Below are 17,457 nucleotides of genomic sequence, written 5' to 3'. Positions count from 1 at the left end.
ACGCCAAACCGGGGTGATCGGAAAGATTGTTTGCGTTGACGATATTTGAAGGAATTTCGGCATTCATCGGATCCGGTGAATCCCGCGAATCCCGCTTGTTGGACACGATGTGGCAAACTTGATCGTCAGGGGGAAAAGGGATGTCGCCCGGACGTCCGAAACAGAAGCCCGAAAAATTTTTGGGAATAGACTCAAGTCGGTTGCGGTCAAAAATCGGTATCCTGAATCAAGTAAACGGGTTCGCTAATCTCCCGAGTGAAGATAAATGCCACGACAGCTTGCCCGTGTCCGCGTGCCTGAGTTGATGGATGATCCCGCCGCAGACCCGGTCGAAGTTTCCGAAGCGCTGGCCGGACTTCGTCGCGTCAACAAAATTAGCCGACCCGATGCGGCTCTTTGGAAATCGTTGCGGCAATTGGCCCGCCAACACGGCCCAACGCCGTTTCGCGTGCTGGATATCGCCACGGCCTCCGGGGATCTCCCGGTGAAACTCTGGCGACGATTTCAGCGAGCCGGCATCCCGGTCGAAATTTCCGCCTGCGACATTAACCCGTCTTCTGTGACCGAGGCGACAAAACGCGCGGAGATGAACGGGGCCGCCGTCCGTTTCTTCACGTGTGACGTGTTACAGGACTGCATCCCCGGCGAATATGACGCCGTGGTGTGTTCCCTGTTCCTGCACCATCTGGACCCGCCGGACACCATCCTCCTCTTGAAACGGATGGCCGAGGTCGCCCGAAAGGGTGTTTTCGTCAGCGATTTGCGGAGATGCCACCTGGGCTGGTGGGCGGCCTATGCCATGACGCGATTGCTGAGCCGCTCCCCGATCATGCACTACGATGGTCCGGTCAGTGTGACCGCCGCTTACACCCCCTCGGAAATGAAAGAGATGGCGGTGAACGCCGGTCTCGGCGGAGTGGTCGTCAAAAAAAGCTGGCCGTGGCGGTTTTTCCTTTCTTGGTTTCGCCAAGAATCCCCTGTTCACACGGTGAACAGCCCCACTCCGCCCTGCTCTCCCCCGATGGCCAGCCGCCCGTCCCCCGGCGACCATGCCACCTTGGAGACGCCTTCCCCAAAATCCGCCTCCGCCTGAATTTTTTTCGTCCCGCCCGGATACCACAACGCGATAATCCCCCCCTGGCACCCGGAGGCCAACACCGGACCTCTGTTTTGAAAGGAGAGATCGGCAACAGGTTGTGGATGCCGCTCGAACATCAGGGGCTTGGACCCGGCCGGGCCGTCTCCGGAACAATCCCAGGCGATGACCATTTCCCCGCCGTTGGTGGCCAGATATCGGCTGGTGGAATCCCAACTCACAGCCGTGATTTTCATCGGGTAGCCGGACATTTGCAGGTCGTCCCCCGATTTCACATACCAGAAATGCACGGTGGAATCCTGACCGCCTCCCGCCAGCATCTTTCCGTCCGGGGACCACGCCAGACCAAGAATGGAGCCTTTCCACTCAAACGTATTCACCACATCCGCCGCATCGGGGCGGTAAAACGAAACCTTGCCGTAGCCGGAAACGACAAAATCCTTGCCGCGAGCCGACCACTCAATTCCCGAAACAGTGCTGGCAAACGGGGGATAATCCCGCAGCATTTCGCCCTGTTTGCCCCAAAGCCGCACCTTTCGCCCGGCGGCTGTGGCCAGCGAATCTCCCTTGGGAGACCAGGCAATATGTTCCACCCAAGCGGAACCGCCCGCAACCGCCATCACCTCGGCCCCGGTCACGGGATTCCATATCCGGGCTTTGCCATCCTGCCCCGCCGAGGCCAGCAGGAGTTCCTTCGGATGCCAGCTGATGGCGGTTGTGCCGAAGGCATGTCCAGGCAGGGTATGCTTGGTTTCCCCTGTTGCCATGTCAAAAATAGTGATTGGCCCGCTGACGGAGGCGGCCGCGATGAGCGAACCATCCGAAGACCAAGCCAATGAAATAACATGATCGCCGATTGAGTGCCGCCAGCGGCTTTCCAACTTGGGTTGAGAGTTCAGCCGGGCCATCCATCATCCTCCACATGCTTGATCGGGAAGAGGATAGTGTAGTTCGCCGTTTCGTCTTCCAAGAGAAGATCGATGACGGTATGTTGCGGAGATGAGCAGCGAAGCCACAACCGCCAGCCATCCCGACCGAGTGCCGCTCGTGGTGCGCTCCTGCCGGCGCCCCCGACAGCGCGCGGCCCTTCATGGAGTCAAACTCGGCTTGCGAAGCCATTCGGGGTTCGCCGTCCATATTTTCTCGGCCGCGCTCATCGTGGCCGGGGCAATCACTCTCTCTTGTGAAGTTTGGGAGTGGGCCATCCTCCTTGGCGGCCTTGGCGGGCTGTTCGCCGCCGAGTTGTTCAACGATGTCGTTCGCCAACTCATGCCGCACATCGACTCCATGCCGGAAGATGAGCGGGAACGGTGCCGGGCGATGGCCGCCGGGGCGGTGCTTGTCATCCGGTTGACGGCGATGGGTCTTGCCCTGCTCCTCTTCGGCCACCGGATTGTCAAACCATTACAGATCTGGGGATGATCGCTCCGGCTTGGAAACAACCAAGACAAAGATCAACTCATTATCCATCGACCGCATCCGGGGAATCATCTCCCGCCACTTCGCTTTTCATGACCTCACCGAGCAACACCGTAGCGTAACTGCCGGCGGGTAATGTGAACGTCAAACGAAGACCCTCCGGTTCCCATTCGGCCGCGAGGTCTTCCACGTAGACGAGATTGTGTCGTCTGGTTCCTGACAGCAATTGACCGAATTTGTCGAACGCTTCCGTGGGAACACCTGACTCCGTGAGAACAGCCTGCTCCCGTTCGGCGGCCACCCCGGTGGTGGGGAAGGTTTTCTTGCCAAACATCGGCCCGGCATGGACGACTTCCCGAGCGTCAAAACGGGGCTGATCCGCCGAGACATCCGTGTTGGTAAACATTCCTCCGGCCGGCCACTTTGCCAAAACATCCCCGGCCAACACGGTGCGAAACAGACCATCGCTCATTCGCTTGGTCAACACACGATTAAAGAGATAGGACTGGGCGGCCGAGAGCGTCAATTTCTTCATGAAGGGGTTGCGCACTTTGACTGATTGCCCCATGAGCATGTTCCAGCCAAGGGCAAGTGTTTCGCCATTGCGGCCGAAACGTTGCGATCCGTAAAAGTTCGGCAAACCGTTCTGGCGGATGGCGTCCAAGACCGGGGCAAGCGGAACATCTTGGCTGGCCCCGCGAATCAACACCCGAAAGCGATTGCCCCGCAAATGGCCCGCCCGGAGTTTGTTCCCATGCCGGGTGACCTTCAACACCCGGATCCCCTCCCCCTCCAAGCCGGGCAGTCCGGTCTCGGCTTTGACCGGCACGGAGACCCACTGTCGGGTGACCGCGCGACGATCCTTCAAACCGGCCGTGCCAATGTCGCCGGGAGGAATGTTCAACCGCCTGGCAATTTGTCGGCTGAAGAACTCCGCGCCCATGTCCGTCTTCTCAACCCATAGGTAAAGGTGTTCTCCCTCGCCGGACGGATCGTAGGCCGGAATTTCCTCCACTTCAAAGTCGGAGGGGGTTTCCTTGATGCGTCCCCCAAGGCCAAGGTGAGCTGCCGTGAGGTATGGAAGTGTCTCGTTGATAATCATGCTGATTTGATACGGATTTTGCCGACGCCGATTATGACTGTTTGCAGGTCTCTTATTTCCACAGGAGAATTGATTTATGGCCAAAGAATGAATTTATTTCAGCCCTGTCAGAAAATCACAAAAGTTACTGATTTCAATCAAATTTCTGACGTTCCGATTATTTCGGTTGTAGTGTTTGGGTGAATCTTGCGGATTGTGGAACAGGTGTCGGCGACTGCTCTCGCCACCAGCACTTGGAACCAATCACTTCCTTTCCACGACCGCAAGCGGCATGACATCACTCCATGCCCCCATTGAGGGGACGGGGTCTTTGTCGGCCATTGAGCAACCACAGCAAACCACCCTCAGATCCATGCGAGGAATGCTCTCATGAACTCTCTCCGTTTGAATGTTTGCCGTCTGGAAGATCGTTGCACGCCCGCCACTTTTGGCATCCCCTGGGGTGATGCCGAACAAGTGACGGTCAGCTTCGTTCCGGATGGCACGTCGGTGAACGGCGTGGGAAGCAATCTTTTTTTGATGTTTCAGAATGAGGGGATTTCAGCCACCGATGGCAAAGCCATCATCTTGCGGGCGTTGCACACTTGGGCGGATCAGACGCCGGTGAAACTCTTTGAAGCGAACGACATGGGGTATCCCATCGGGGTCTCCGGTTCCTCGCAGGGAGACGGCCGGTTCGGCGATATCCGCATCGCGGCCCGCGCGATGGACACTAGTGTGCTGGCCGTGACCGAACCCCCCGGAACAACTGGTGACACCCGTGCCGGCGATATTGTGCTGAACAGCAATATTTTATTCTCGATCAACGGGGGTAACGGGTACGATCTTTATTCGGCGATGCTTCAGGAAGCCGGTCACGCCTTCGGAATCGGCAACAGCAACGACCCGGCCTCGCCGATGTACGAACAGTACTCCGGAATTCGCACCGGCCTGACGAACGGAGACATCGCCAATATTCAATCGCTTTACGGCAATCCTTCATCGACTCCGAACAGCGACACGGCCCCCGACCATCAAGGCTCAAACAACCTCCTAAGCAGTGCCCTTTCGTTGATTACTCCCCAAGGGCATGATTCGCATTCCTATTACCGGGTCAACGGCCGGTTGGATTTGCCGTTGCTTGGCGACTGGTATCAGTTTCAAGCGGCCCCGGCCAACGGGCAACAGCAAGGGGTGGGAATGGTCACCATCCGCCGCTTACAGACGGGCGGCAATTTGCCCGCCATTTACCTGTCTGACAGCTCCGGCCGGGCCATCGCCACCGAATTGATTACCAGCGATGCGGACACGGCCACCTTCCAATTTTTCACCCCGGCCGACCAAAATTTATACCTGCAAGTGGCCACAAACGGGTTGCTGGACCTGGCCTCCCTCGGGGCTTATCAAATTGAGGTGTCGTTCCGAAACGTGTTGGTTGACTTCCAAGATCTTGGCCAAGGGACATTGGCTCCGAATGCCACAACCACCGCCTCGCTCACTGTCGATCAACCAGCCCTCGCCAAATTTTCCCTCTCGGCCAACGGCGGCGGTCTGCTGGGCCAAATGAGTGTCAGCCTTGTGATTCTTGATTCGCAGAATCATGAAGTCGCCCGCCTGACAGTCATCGCCGGACAATCACAAACATTCAATGTGTGGCTCGAAGATGGTTCATACACCACGAAACTGACGGCTTACAAATCCGGGGGACTGCTGAGTTCATCGGTGACATATGACCTCGATTATTTGACATTGACCGACCCGGTGGGAGCCCAACCGGTGGATTCAACGGGAACACCGGTGCCTTACCCTGGTAGCAGCCCGCCGCCAGGAACTCCGAAATCAACCGGGCCAACATCACTTGGCGACGGCGGCTTGCCCGGCGTCCCCCCGCCTCCCCCGCCGCCATCAGATCCTCCACCTGACAGCAGTGAAACCCCACCGGCTAGCCCGCCGCCCACGGATCCGACAACCACGGATCCGACAACCACGGATCCGACAACCACGGATCCGCCTCCGAGCGATCCGCCTCCGAGCGATCCGCCTCCGAGCGATCCGCCTCCGAGCGATCCGCCCCCGACGAATCCGCCTCCGAGCGATCCGCCTCCGAGCGATCCGCCCCCGAGCGATCCGCCCCCGACGACCGGTCCGTGATTTGCATTGCTGAGCGTTGAAAAGCACTTGGTGTGATGGGAGAGAAATGCTTGACAGCGGAGAAAACGAAGCGACGAGAGTTTTCCACGGTTTGTCTCTCTCGAATCACTCCCCTTCCAACCAAAGTGAGGAAGCCACAGAGCCCGCGCCCTCTCGTGATCCGGATTGCCCGACATCCGTTGTCGTCCGGGTGGCCGTCTGGAAACGGCCGGGACATTCCTCCGATGTCCCCCACCACCCGACCCATGTTCTTGAAGGCCGTTTTGCCGGTTCAAACCCGGAGAAATCCCTTCACGACCTGGCCCCGGATGAGAATCTTCCCGAACCGGGCGAAGTATTCGCGGGATTTCATCTCATCCGGGTTTTGGGCAGTGGCGCGATCGGCCGGGTATACTTGGCTCATCAGGATAACCTTGCCAACCGCCCCGTGGTTCTGAAGATCGCCCGCCAGCTTTGGGGTGAATGTCAGACACTCGCACGATTGCAACACACCAATATTGTTCCTGTCTACTCCACGCACCAAGACGGAAATTTTCAAGCGTTTTGCATGCCCTACCTCGGCGCGGTCACTCTCGCCGAAATCATTCGCAACATGAGGCAAACGGGCCTTCCCGCCCACGGAGAATATTTTCACGAACAATTGCGGCACGCCGACTATCCCGGCGTACCGACAACCGTCGCCCTCGATCCGCTGGCCGGAAAATCTTACGTCGAGGCGGTGCTTTGGATCGGTTTGCAACTGGCGCACGGGCTGGCTCATGCCCATCAACGCGGGTTGGTGCATTGCGACATCAAACCCGCGAACGTGCTGTTCTCCGACGATGGCATTCCCATGCTCCTCGATTTCAACGTGGCAATGGAGATGAGCCGGGATTCGTCCGCAGGCATGGTGATCGGGGGGACGATGGCCTACATGTCCCCTGAACAATTACTGGCGGTTGCGGACCAACCCGTCCGGCTCGATGGTCGGAGCGATTTGTATTCCCTCGGCTTGGTGTTGTTTGAACTGCTCACCGGCCGTTTGCCTTATGAAGTCTGGACGGATGACGTGGGGACCGCCCTGCGCCGCATGACGGAGGCCCAATGCTCGGCCGGTTTTAAATTGCGAGAATCGAACCCGGCCGTCACGCCGGCCATCGAAGCCATCATTTTGAAGTGTCTGGGGGCGGACCAAGGCGAACGATATCAATCAGCCAACGAACTCGCGGAAGATCTCGAACGGCAATTGGAAAATCGACCCCTCCGATTCAGCCGGGAACCTTCTTATCGGGAACGCATTCGCAAGTGGGTTCGCCGAAATCGCTGGCTCACTTCCGGCCCGGCTCTTGCCTGCGGTTTGGCAATGATCGCTTTCGCCGTGGCGGCAGTTTCCCTCATCGTGGTCCGACATCGTCATTTGCGGGAAATCAACTTGCATCACGAGTCGGCGGCCGAGCAGTTTGCCATCTTGCAACCGGAGATTCAGCAAGCGCAACTCGCCCTGGCCACGGCGCCGGACGACTCGGCCGCCATCAGACAGGCCGCCGAGAAAGGGGAGACGATTCTCTCTCGTTACGGTGTTCGGGAGGATGCCGACTGGTCCGAGCGCGAAGCTGTTCGGTATCTATCCAACGAAGACCGGCGGCGGTTGCTGGAAGACACGGACACTCTGTTGTTCCTGTTGGATCGGGCCAGCCGGACGGATGCCGCCGAACTGCGGGCGAAACCAGTCGGGTCGTTGACCAGAACGGAACGCTTCCGGTTGGCGTGTGATATGTCGGCCTCCCAGCACGACAAGGAATCCTTGGAATTGTTAAGGCAAATTTGCGCCGATGAGCCGGGGCATGTTGGCGCATGGTTTTTGCGGGGGCATTCACACGCCCGGCTTGGTCAGCATGCGGAAGCCTCGGGCGCTTTTGGCACGTGTATTGTTCTGCGTCCGCAATTCTCACAGGCGTATTTTCAACGAGGGATTTCGTACCACGCGATGCGGGATTACCCGCAAGCCCTCACGGATTTTGATCGTCTGGTGCGAATGGAACCGAAATTCATGGAAGGATTCGTCCGTCGCGGCGTGACGTTGCAATTCCTCAATCGCCACGCCGACGCGGTTGTGGATTTCACAGCAGCCATCGATCTCGGCGAACACTCTCCCCGGTTGTTCATCATGCGTTCTCGCGCCAAGGCCGGCGCCGGGGACAAAACCGGGGCCGAGGATGACATGAAGCTGGCCATGAGCCTGACGCCGACGGACGAAGCGGGCTGGGTGGAACGTGGCCTGGCCCGCGCCAACAAAGAACCGGCGGCGGCCGTGGGAGATTTTGAAGCGGCTTTGAGCATCAATCCGCGTTCGTACCCGGCCATGCAAAACCTCGCCTGGATTTATTCGGGTCCGTTGCGGAACGACAAGAAGGCCGCCGAAGTGCTTGATCAGCTGCGAAAATATCATCCGAACGACTTGCTCACCCGCCGGGGCCGGGCCGTCGTGCTTGCCCGTCTTGGCCGGATCGACGAGGCGTTGCGGGAGGCAAGCGAATGCCGGAAGTTGGATTCGTCGCCGCTCGCGTTGTATCAACTCGCGGGTGTCTATGCCCACGCCGGGAAGACTCGGCCAGAATACTCGGCCCAAGCCATCCGATTGCTCGCGTGGTCCGTCGGCCGGGGCTATGGCGGGGAAATGCTGGCCACCGATCCCGACACCGAGCCGCTTCGCAAACTGGAGGGCTTCCAGCAAATCTTGCGATCCCACCAAGAACTCATGAAGTTGGTGAAGTGACGGAAGGGCATCGAGAGGCATGATCCGTACAATATCCCCACGAATGGATGTTGCCGGAGTTTCGCAGAGTGAGCATGCCGACGAGCGCCAAAATCCTGATTGCCGAAGACAACGTGCCGGGGGCTGAATTGCTCGAAGCCTATCTGGCCGAGACTCCCTACGACACTCGTTTGGCCCATAACGGCGAAGAAGCCTTGAAGCTCGTCGCCGAGTGGCAGCCAGATGTCGTCTTGCTCGACGTGATGATGCCGAAACTCAGCGGCTTCGAGGTTTGCAAGCAAATCCGGGCGAATTCGGCGACACGGAACATCGGTATCCTGATGGTGACCGCCCTCGACCAACCCGCCGACATTGACCGGGCCGTCGATCTGGGAACGGACGACTTTCTCACCAAACCCATCAACAAAACCGAACTCCTCATGCGGGTGCGGGCACTCCTGCGGGCCAAATCGGTGAGCGATGATCTCCCCCGCACGCTCGAATACCTCAAAGCCATTGAAGAAAAAGCCGTCTGATGCCCGCCGTCATCCCCTCCGTGGTTCTCAAGCCCAAGATGGTCCTCCCGTTTTACGCCCGACACCCTTGGGTGTTCGCCGGGGCCGTGGAACGGACCGAGGGTTCCCCCGCTGATGGCGACGAAGTGAACTTGGTGACCAACGCCGGGAAGTTTGTCGCCCGCGGGTTGTACAACTCCCGCAGCAAGATTGTCACCCGGCTTTATTCTTGGGAACCGGACCGGCCGTTGGATGCCGATTTCTTCCGGGGGCAATTTCAAACAGCCATTAAATTGCGCGACGACCTCGGCCTTCACCGGCCGGGTTTGGGTTGTCGGCTGGTGTTCAGCGAAGCCGATGCGTTTTCGGGCTGCATTGTCGATGAATACGATGGCTGGCTGTCAATGCAGTTCACCGCCTTGGGACTGGCCAACCGGCGGGAAATGCTGGCCGAAATTCTCCAAGAACTGACCGCCGCCAAAGGCGTGTATGTGAGGACGGAAAAAGGCGTCGGCCAACTGGAAGGGCTTGAACTTCAGGACGGCCTGCTCCGGGGCGAGTCTCCCCCGCCGGATCTCACGTTCATCGAAAACGGCCTGAAACTTCGGGTAAACATCGCCGAAGGACAAAAGACCGGGTACTATCACGACCAGCGGGACAACCGGGCGGCCGTGGCGAAACTGGCCAAGGGCCGACGGGTGCTGGATGCGTTTTCGTACACCGGGGGTTTCGGTCTCAATTGTGCGAGAGCCGGGGCGGCAAGTGTCGAATGTCTGGATGTCTCCGAGGCCGCGTTGAACTTGGCCCGCGAGAATGCCGAACTCAACGGCCTGACGGGAATGACGTTCACCAAAGGGGATGTGTTTCGCAAACTGGATGAATACGTGACCGAAGGCCGGAATTACGATCTGGTCGTCCTTGATCCCCCAAAGTTTGCCCGCACCCGGTCGGCCATTCCGGATGCCATCAAGGGGTATCGGCACCTGTTGAAACAAGGGCTGTTGCTCCTGCCCCCCGGCGGGATTTTGGTGATGTGTTGTTGTTCCGGGCTGATTAGCTCCGATGTTTTGACTGATGTAATGGCTCAGGCGGCCGCCCAAGCACATCGGCCGGTGCAACTGATCGAGAAACGCGGACCAGCCCCGGACCATCCCACGGCGCTGAGTTGTCTGGAAACCTCTTATCTCAAATGCGTCATCGCCCGAGTGGGGTGAACCATGTTGTTGCGTGCAAAACACTACTCAACGGGCGATCTCGTCGATGTGGTGTTCGATGGCGACCGGATTATGTCGGTCGCCCTGGCGGGATCAACCACCCCGGATGCCGAGGCCGGGTGGATATCTCCTGCCCTGTTTGATCTGCAAATCAATGGCTGCCACGGCATCAGTTTCAACGCCCCGACACTCACTGTCGCCGAAGTGCGGCACGTTGTCGATCATTCCCGAAAACACGGCATCGCCGGATTGTTGCCCACGCTGGTCACCAACTCTTTTGAGGCGATCCGACACGGGTTCTCCACGCTGGCCCAAGCCGTCAAGCAGGATTCGACGGTGGCCAAGGCCGTGCCAGGATTCCATCTGGAGGGGCCGTACATTTCCTCCGAAGACGGAGCGCGCGGAGCGCATCCGTTGGCCCATTCGCGCAACCCGGATCTCGACGAATTCAACCACTGGCAGGAAGCCGCCAACGGGATGATCCGGCTTGTCACGCTCGCCCCGGAATTGCCGGGGGCGTTAAAGTTCATCGAAGAAGTCACCGCTCTTGGGGTGGTGGTGGCCATCGGGCACACCTCCGCGACCCCCGCCCGGATTCGGGAGGCGGTTCAAGCCGGGGCCAGCCTCAGCACGCACTTGGGCAACGGCTCCCATGCCATCCTGCCCCGACACGATAACTACATCTGGGAACAACTCGCCAACGATGATCTCTGGGCCAGTTTCATCCCCGACGGTCATCATCTCCCGGCAGCCGTGGTCAAAAGCATCATTCGGGGGAAAACCGTTTCCCGGTCAATCATCACCTGCGACGCCAGTTCGCTTGCGGGCCTGCCTCCGGGTCGATATCGAGAATGGGGAAATGAATTTGAAGTACAAGCGGGGGGACGCGTAATCGTCCCTGGCACTCCCTTCCTCGCCGGTTCTGGAGTCTTCACGGACACTTGCATTGGCACGGTCATCCGTCAGTCCGGGGTGACTTTGGCCGAAGCGATTGACATGGCCTCGGCCCATCCGCGGCATTTGTTTGGCTTGCCTCTGTGGGAATTAAAATCAGGGTCTTCTGGCAAACTCATGCTGTTTGATTGGAATCCCGGCGAGGATCCGAGCATCAAATTGGTTGTCGGGTGAGGTCGGTGGCGTCCGAACCGGCCTCGCCCCGTGTGAAATCTCTCCCGGAGTTCGCCATGTCCAGCGGCACGATGATTTTCCGAACCAATCTCAACTGCGGCAACTGCGTGGCCAAGGTCCGGCCGCATCTCGAACAATTGCAAGGTCTGCGCGATTGGAAAGTGATGACGGAAGCCCCGGAAAAGTGGCTTTGGGTGGACGTCGACAACGTGACCCCCCGCCAAATCGCGGACAAAGTCGCCGCCGCCGGTTTCAAGATTCTTGACCCGATTCCCGATGACAAACCCGCGCCGCCGACCCCGGTTCCGGCAGCGGCCGAAGAACCAAAGACGAGTTACACTCCGTTGTTTCTGATCGTCGGCTATCTGTTGCTGGCGGTCGGATTGCTCGAAGTTTCCTTTGGCGGCTTTGAATGGTCGCGGGCCATGACCCATTTCATGGCGGGATTCTTCTTGGTGTTTTCGTTCTTCAAAATGTTGAATGTGCGGGCCTTTGCCGATTCCTACGCGATGTACGATCTGCTTGCCGCCCGCTCGCGGCCGTATGCGTTAGCCTACCCGTTCATCGAATTGGGCTTGGGGATCGCCTATTTGTCCCCGGTAAATCCGATGATCGTGAATAGTGTCACGCTGGTCTTGATGTTGCTCGGCACAGCGGGAGTTATGAATAGTCTGCTCAACCGGCGAAAAATCAAATGCGCCTGTCTCGGCACGGTGTTCAACCTGCCGATGTCTTCCGTGACGCTGATCGAAGACTTGGGCATGGCCGTGATGGCCGGTGTGATGCTGGTCGTCGGCTCACACTAATTCGGCAATCGGCCGACCTGATTCCTGCACCACGGGGATCGGTCGGCCGGTCGGGTCCACATAGACGGTGTCTTGCGGGACGCCGAAGTGGTTGTAAATAGTGGCCGCGAGATCGCCGGGGGTGACCGGGCGTTCTTTGATGCGGCCACCGTCTTGTTCCGTGGCTCCGATCACCTGTCCATGCCGGAACCCCCCGCCCGCCATCAGCATCGACATCACCGGCGGCCAATGGTTTCGGCCATCGGTGCTGGCCTGCGTTCCCGTTTGCGGCGTGCGGCCAAACTCCCCCATTGCAATCACCAAACAATCATCCAACTTCCCCCGTTGGGCCAAGTCTTCCACCAACGTGGTGATGAGATGATCGAACAAAGGCAGCAAAGGCTTTAAGCCCTTCATAATGCCGCCATACGGAGGGATATTGTCCCCGTGATTGTCCCATGTGCCGGAGGCCGTGTGATAACTCAGGTCGAGCGTGACGAACGCCGTTCCCGCCTCCACCATCCGCCGGGCCAGCATGGCCTGTTGACACCAGAGATGTTTGCCGTATCGCTCGCGGATAGCTTCCGGTTCCTTGGAGAGATCAAGAGCCGAGGCCATCCGACCGCCGATCAGCATGTCCACGGCTTTTTGGCCATACCGATCCATCACCGCCATCGAATCGGTGCGGTCCAGTTCGTTTCGCACCGTGTCAAAGTTCTTCAACAGTCCCCGACGTTCGTCAATGCGGTCGTAGCTCACTCCGTTCGCCAGTTTGAAGAGATTCGCCTCGGTGACCGTTCCGGTGTTTCCACCGACGAGATCCAGCACGGGCAAACCGGCCGCCGCTTGATTGAGGACAAACGGATCATGGGCCTTCCCGGCATCACCGGCAAACGCCACATGCGACCGGGATTTCATGAACGTCGCATAAGCGGGCATTGATGGGTGATTCGGCCCGTGATGCCGCGAGACAATGCTGCCAATCGCCGGCCGACGCTCGGCATCGCGGTTCTCGCGAGGCTCGGCATCCCGATAGCCGGATTGCATCACACGATTGGGTTCGTGGTTGCTCCCGGCCGAATCAACCGACCGGAGGATGGTGAACTGATCCAGTTTTCCCGCCAAAATCGGCAGGTGTTCGCAAATTTGCACGCCGGGCAGTTTGGTGTTGATCGTCTTGAACGGCCCCCGGTTCTCGATGGGGCGATCTGGTTTCGGATCGAGCGTGTCAATATGGCTTGCGCCGCCGGTCATCCACAACAGGATGACACTCTTCCCCTTGCGGGCCGTGCTGTTCGCCATCGCCTGCTGACGCAACAGCGATGGCACCGACAACCCGGCAATCCCCGCCAAACCAGCCTTGAGCAGGTTTCGACGACTGGGGAGGGCCAATCCCTCGCGCACAAGCGGATTGAAATGGGTAAACGCATGAGGATGCGAATGAGGCATTAAAACGGACTCCGGGGTGACCGGACCAACGGCGGGAAAAATTGGAGAGTTAAGCATGAAATTACCCGACCCGGCCGATCAACGCAATCGGATTATGCTGAATCCGGCATGATCGGGGGAAAAACGGCCAATCTGAAACACCCCCTGCCCGCCGTTGAACGGCGGGCAGGGAATTCAGGAAATTCACGCTTCAATTCACAGACTGGTGAAAATCTCGCCGACTTCGCCGGTAATCATGTCAAGGGAGGAATACAAGAACCAGTCTTCCGCACCACCCTCACCGAAGAGTTGATCGGCCAAAGTGTCTTTGGTGATCGTTGCGGGCGACAAGACGACGGTGCCGTTGGCTCCCCCCGCCAAGGTTCCCCGGAGATGGTTCACGCGATTGAGGTAGGTGCCCCCGCCTCCCCATTCGGCCATCAACTGGAGCAAGGCGTCCGTGTTGGCTTCAACAGCGGACTTGTCAGCCAGCAACAAGTCGCTGCCGTTGCCTCCCCGGAGAATGTCCGCGCCCAAGCCGCCCAAGAGGATGTCATTCCCCGCGCCGGCCGTGAGTTTGTCGTTGCCGTCGCCGCCGACCAAGATGTTGTTGGCCAGACTGTTAATGGTGCTGATCGTATCGTTGCCGATGCCGCCATCGATCACCGCCGGGATGGTAACCAAGGCGCCCGGCGCGGGACCGCCGGAAACCCCCGGATCAATGCGAATGATGTCATCGCCGGCCAATCCGAAGACGAGGATATTCCTCGTCGGGCTGAACGGCCCGCCAGCCACCACCACGTTATTGATCAAGACCTCCACTTGCGTCCCGGCGACATTGACCGGACGCACCACGATGGTATCCGTTACAGCCGTACCAGCGATTACCAAGTCCGCTCCGTCCATGACCGCCGATTTGTCCGGCAGCACTCGTGTCGGCACGGAGACGGGGCTGACGATGGAACCCGGTGTCGTGTCGGTGATCGTGAAAGATCGCTGGCCGGCGACGGTCGGTGTGACGGTGAAGATCTTCGTGCCCTTGTCAGTAGCTTTGAAGGTGTAACTGCCCGTCACAGAGAGAGGGGCGCTCGATTTGAACGCGCCTCCGCTGGTCACCTGCACCGTCCCGGTGTAATTGGTGACCAAGTTGCCGTAAGTGTCCAAGGCGCGGAGTGTGATCGTGTACGGTTTGTTCACCGTTGTCATGGCCACTCCGGTGGCCGTAAACATGTCAACGACCGCCGGAGCCACATTCATCAAGGCCGACACGCCCTTGATGAGGCCCTTGCCGGTATCTGTGACCGTCACGCTCTGGCTGGCCGCCGTCTTGTAGAGAACATCGAAGGTGGCGATGCCGTTGACCAAGGTCACCGAACCGGCGGGGGCGATCACGGCTTGCTTGTCTGTGCTGCTTAATTTGACCACGCCATCGAAATCGACGACCTGATTGGCGGCCGTGACCGCTTTGACCGTGTACGTCACCAGCGTGCCCGCCGGGACAGTGACGCCCGCCGTGGAGGTGACGGTAAACTTCTTGACCGTGGACAGCACGTTGAAGGGATTCGAGGCGACGGAAGGGAGCGAATTCGTCGAAGCCAGAAGCGTGGCGCCGACGTCGGCTTTGCTCAGCACAAGATTGGTGAAGGTGGCCACGCCATTGACGGCCGGCACGCTCAATGTGCCGCTGAGGGCCGCCCCGCCCGGGTTGTTTTGCAAGCGGATGGTGACCATCTCATTGCTGTTGGCGGGATTGCCAAAAGCATCGCGTATCTGCACCACAACCGGCGGCAACGCCACTCCGGCCAGTGTGTCCTGCGGTTGTTGGGTGAAGTCCAGTTCCGAGCCCACGCCGACGAGGGTGGTGACGGTGATGGTCTGCGTGCTGCTGGTGCCAAGGGGTGTTCCGGACAGAGCGCCAAGATCGTTGGAGAGCATCGTCAAGGTGACCGGCCCCGCAAAGCCGTTGGCCGGAGTGAAAACCAAGCCGGTCGCGCTGGCCAGGGTGGCGTTGATCTTGGCCAAAGTGCTGATAATGATCAACGTGCCGGTGTTGTTGCCGGTAACCTCGGCCTCGGTTATCCCTCCGCTGACATCGGTCGCCAAGGCCAAGGCGCCGTTCGTGACGCTGAAGACCACGGCGACCTTGCTCGAACCGATGGCGGCATCAGCCGCCGAAATACCCGTCAAAGCCACTGGCGTTCCGACAGTGGTGGTGGCGGCGGGCAGGGTGTTCACCGGGCCAGAGAGGTTCGACCAGACTTGACTTTGCTGATCCTTGTTACCCAAGAAGACATCGAGGTCGCCATCGCCGTCCAAGTCTCCCAACGCCATGCCTCGGGTGTTTGGGCTGGAGGAAAAGGTGTTGAAGTTGGTGAAGCTGCCCGCGCCGTTGTTCTTCCAGACGATGCTGGCCTGACCATTGTTCGCCTGGAAGAGATCGAGGTCGCCGTCGCCATCCAAGTCTCCCAGTTGCACATTGGTGGTGGCCCGGATGACGGGCAAAGTCTGGGACGTGGAGAAGACGCCCGCACCATTGTTTTTCAGGATGACGGTTGCTTCGTTTAAGTTCCCCAAAACGGCATCAATGTCGCCGTCACCATCAATATCCCCCAAAGTCACGCTAAACGTCTTGAAGTTGGAGGATTGTAACTGGACATTGCCAAAAGCACCGGTGCCGTCGTTCTTCCAGACCATGCTGGGCTGGCCATAGTTGCCCATGAAAAGATCAAGATCTCCGTCGCCGTCCAGGTCCCCCAACTGCACGCTGGTGGTGGCTTGGCTGCTCGGCAGAGTCTGAGAGGCGGTGAAAGTGCCCGCGCCATCGTTCTTCAAGATGACGCTTTGCTGGCCGTTGTTCCCCAAAACGGCGTCAATGTCGCCATCGCCGTCCACATCCCCCAAGGCAACGCTTTGAGTTTGAAAACTGGCAGGAAGGGTTTGGAAAATCGTGAAGGAACCCGCTCCGTTGTTCTTCCAGACCGTGCTGGCCTGGCCGTAGTTGCCCACGAAGAGATCGAGGTCTCCGTCGCCGTCCACGTCCGCCAACTGCACGCTGGTGGCTTTGGAACTGACGGGCAGAGACTGGAAAACCGTGAAGGAACCCGCGCCGTTGTTCTTCAAAACCGTGCTTGGCCCGTTGTAGTTCCCCAAGATAATGTCGAGATCGCCATCGCCATCAATATCCCCGGAGGCCACGCTGAAAGTGGCGGCGGCCGACGACAGGGTCTGGGAATTGGTGAAAGTGGCGCTGGCTGGCGCAGTCGCCGCGCGCAGTTGCCAGACATTCGGCTTCGCCCCCTCGGCGGCATTGTTTTGAATGCCGGAAGTGGCCGTTACTTGAACCAACTCGCCCGCGTGGAAGTTAAAACTCGGATCGACCGTGACGGTTGATCCGACTGCGCCAAAGACATCGCCGTCAACCGACCGCAACTGCCCGCTCTGCATGCCTTGGACCACAAACGTCTGGCCGGTGACCGTGGTGGCATTAAGTGACTGGTCAAAGGTCGCCTGAATGTTGCCACCAACCGGCACGGTGTTGCTGTTGGCCGAAGGATTCAGGGCGCTGATCACCGGAGCCGCCGGAACGTCACGGTTTTCGAGCGATTCCAGACGCAGCGTCCGGAAAGAGCCGGGGAGGCGAAACGAGCCGTGCTTTCGTTGGTTCTTAATGGGAACACCCGCAAGGATAAGGAGGAGAAGCGACAGCGGATCGGGTTGGTCACCAAGCCGTTCGTCATCCCTCGGATTGTGGAGAGCCTTCGTTAAAGCCGCGACCTTGGAGATATTCCCCAAGCCCCGTCACATCTCGCACGGCCCGACCAACCGGCACGCACGAAACCACCCGCCGTTGTGGTGCGGGGTTTGACTGCAATCCTTCGCTGGTCACACCCAATGCGAGATTCCGGC

At 59.0% G+C, this 17,457-nt stretch carries 12 protein-coding genes; 8 read left to right on the top strand and 4 right to left on the bottom strand.

Going from position 1 to position 17,457, the window contains the following annotated elements:
- Window positions 1-265 precede the first annotated feature (265 nt).
- A complete protein-coding gene (locus BGIM_RS60175; protein ID WP_084759693.1) occupies window positions 266-1,093 on the top strand; it encodes a methyltransferase domain-containing protein in 828 nt (275 codons plus the stop codon).
- On the opposite strand, the gene BGIM_RS0104905 is transcribed toward BGIM_RS60175, so the two are convergent.
- Window positions 982-2,004, bottom strand: coding sequence for a WD40 repeat domain-containing protein (locus BGIM_RS0104905; RefSeq protein WP_020468681.1), 1,023 nt, complete (start codon window positions 2,002-2,004; stop codon window positions 982-984). The genes BGIM_RS60175 and BGIM_RS0104905 overlap by 112 nt on opposite strands.
- A 91-nt stretch (window positions 2,005-2,095) precedes the next feature.
- Here BGIM_RS0104905 and BGIM_RS0104900 point away from each other — a divergent pair, with 91 nt between their 5' ends.
- Complete coding sequence (locus tag BGIM_RS0104900) at window positions 2,096-2,518, top strand: diacylglycerol kinase (protein ID WP_020468680.1); 423 nt, start codon at window positions 2,096-2,098, stop codon at window positions 2,516-2,518.
- A gap of 40 nt (window positions 2,519-2,558) precedes the next feature.
- Here BGIM_RS0104900 and truD read toward each other — a convergent pair whose 3' ends face one another.
- Window positions 2,559-3,617 (bottom strand): tRNA pseudouridine(13) synthase TruD, encoded by a 1,059-nt coding sequence (gene truD, locus BGIM_RS0104895; protein ID WP_020468679.1) that lies wholly within the window; start codon window positions 3,615-3,617, stop codon window positions 2,559-2,561.
- Between the two features lie 369 nt (window positions 3,618-3,986).
- On the opposite strand from truD, the gene BGIM_RS0104890 reads away from it, so the two are divergent.
- The 6 genes from BGIM_RS0104890 (at window position 3,987) to BGIM_RS0104865 (ending at window position 12,144) form a co-directional block, all read left to right on the top strand.
- Complete coding sequence (locus BGIM_RS0104890) at window positions 3,987-5,747, top strand: matrixin family metalloprotease (RefSeq protein WP_020468678.1); 1,761 nt, start codon at window positions 3,987-3,989, stop codon at window positions 5,745-5,747.
- Between the two features lie 46 nt (window positions 5,748-5,793).
- A complete protein-coding gene (locus tag BGIM_RS0104885; RefSeq protein ID WP_020468677.1) occupies window positions 5,794-8,502 on the top strand; it encodes a serine/threonine-protein kinase in 2,709 nt (902 codons plus the stop codon).
- 74 nt (window positions 8,503-8,576) lie between these two features.
- Complete coding sequence (locus BGIM_RS0104880) at window positions 8,577-9,017, top strand: response regulator (protein ID WP_029629746.1); 441 nt, start codon at window positions 8,577-8,579, stop codon at window positions 9,015-9,017.
- The gene (locus tag BGIM_RS0104875) at window positions 9,017-10,210 is read left to right on the top strand and encodes a class I SAM-dependent rRNA methyltransferase (protein WP_020468675.1); all 1,194 of its coding nucleotides are present in this window, start codon (window positions 9,017-9,019) and stop codon (window positions 10,208-10,210) included. The genes BGIM_RS0104880 and BGIM_RS0104875 overlap by 1 nt, the downstream gene beginning before the upstream one ends.
- Window positions 10,211-10,213: 3 nt before the next feature.
- A complete protein-coding gene (locus BGIM_RS0104870) occupies window positions 10,214-11,338 on the top strand; it encodes an N-acetylglucosamine-6-phosphate deacetylase (protein WP_020468674.1) in 1,125 nt (374 codons plus the stop codon).
- Window positions 11,339-11,343: 5 nt separating this feature from the next.
- Entirely contained in the window at window positions 11,344-12,144 is an 801-nt protein-coding gene (locus tag BGIM_RS0104865) for a heavy-metal-associated domain-containing protein (RefSeq protein WP_238537519.1), read from the top strand.
- Here the strand turns inward: BGIM_RS0104865 and BGIM_RS0104860 are convergent.
- On the bottom strand, window positions 12,136-13,572 hold the full coding sequence (locus BGIM_RS0104860; RefSeq protein WP_020468672.1) for a DUF1501 domain-containing protein: 1,437 nt from the start codon (window positions 13,570-13,572) through the stop codon (window positions 12,136-12,138). The genes BGIM_RS0104865 and BGIM_RS0104860 overlap by 9 nt on opposite strands.
- Window positions 13,573-13,767: 195 nt before the next feature.
- Window positions 13,768-17,343, bottom strand: coding sequence for a beta strand repeat-containing protein (locus tag BGIM_RS0104855; RefSeq protein WP_020468671.1), 3,576 nt, complete (start codon window positions 17,341-17,343; stop codon window positions 13,768-13,770).
- Window positions 17,344-17,457: the final 114 nt, after the last annotated feature.

It is taken from the genome of Zavarzinella formosa DSM 19928 (assembly GCF_000255705.1).
GTDB lineage: Bacteria > Planctomycetota > Planctomycetia > Gemmatales > Gemmataceae > Zavarzinella > Zavarzinella formosa.
This window is presented reverse-complemented; position numbering and strand designations above follow the sequence as displayed.

What these genes read in the sequence shown, in the direction of transcription:
- BGIM_RS60175 (WP_084759693.1), top strand. Translation starts at nt 266, where the DNA reads ATGCCACGACAGCTTGCCCGTGTCCGCGTGCCTGAGTTGATGGATGAT.
- BGIM_RS0104905 (WP_020468681.1), bottom strand. Translation starts at nt 2,004, where the DNA reads ATGGCCCGGCTGAACTCTCAACCCAAGTTGGAAAGCCGCTGGCGGCAC.
- BGIM_RS0104900 (WP_020468680.1), top strand. Translation starts at nt 2,096, where the DNA reads ATGAGCAGCGAAGCCACAACCGCCAGCCATCCCGACCGAGTGCCGCTC.
- truD (WP_020468679.1), bottom strand. Translation starts at nt 3,617, where the DNA reads ATGATTATCAACGAGACACTTCCATACCTCACGGCAGCTCACCTTGGC.
- BGIM_RS0104890 (WP_020468678.1), top strand. Translation starts at nt 3,987, where the DNA reads ATGAACTCTCTCCGTTTGAATGTTTGCCGTCTGGAAGATCGTTGCACG.
- BGIM_RS0104885 (WP_020468677.1), top strand. Translation starts at nt 5,794, where the DNA reads ATGCTTGACAGCGGAGAAAACGAAGCGACGAGAGTTTTCCACGGTTTG.
- BGIM_RS0104880 (WP_029629746.1), top strand. Translation starts at nt 8,577, where the DNA reads ATGCCGACGAGCGCCAAAATCCTGATTGCCGAAGACAACGTGCCGGGG.
- BGIM_RS0104875 (WP_020468675.1), top strand. Translation starts at nt 9,017, where the DNA reads ATGCCCGCCGTCATCCCCTCCGTGGTTCTCAAGCCCAAGATGGTCCTC.
- BGIM_RS0104870 (WP_020468674.1), top strand. Translation starts at nt 10,214, where the DNA reads ATGTTGTTGCGTGCAAAACACTACTCAACGGGCGATCTCGTCGATGTG.
- BGIM_RS0104860 (WP_020468672.1), bottom strand. Translation starts at nt 13,572, where the DNA reads ATGCCTCATTCGCATCCTCATGCGTTTACCCATTTCAATCCGCTTGTG.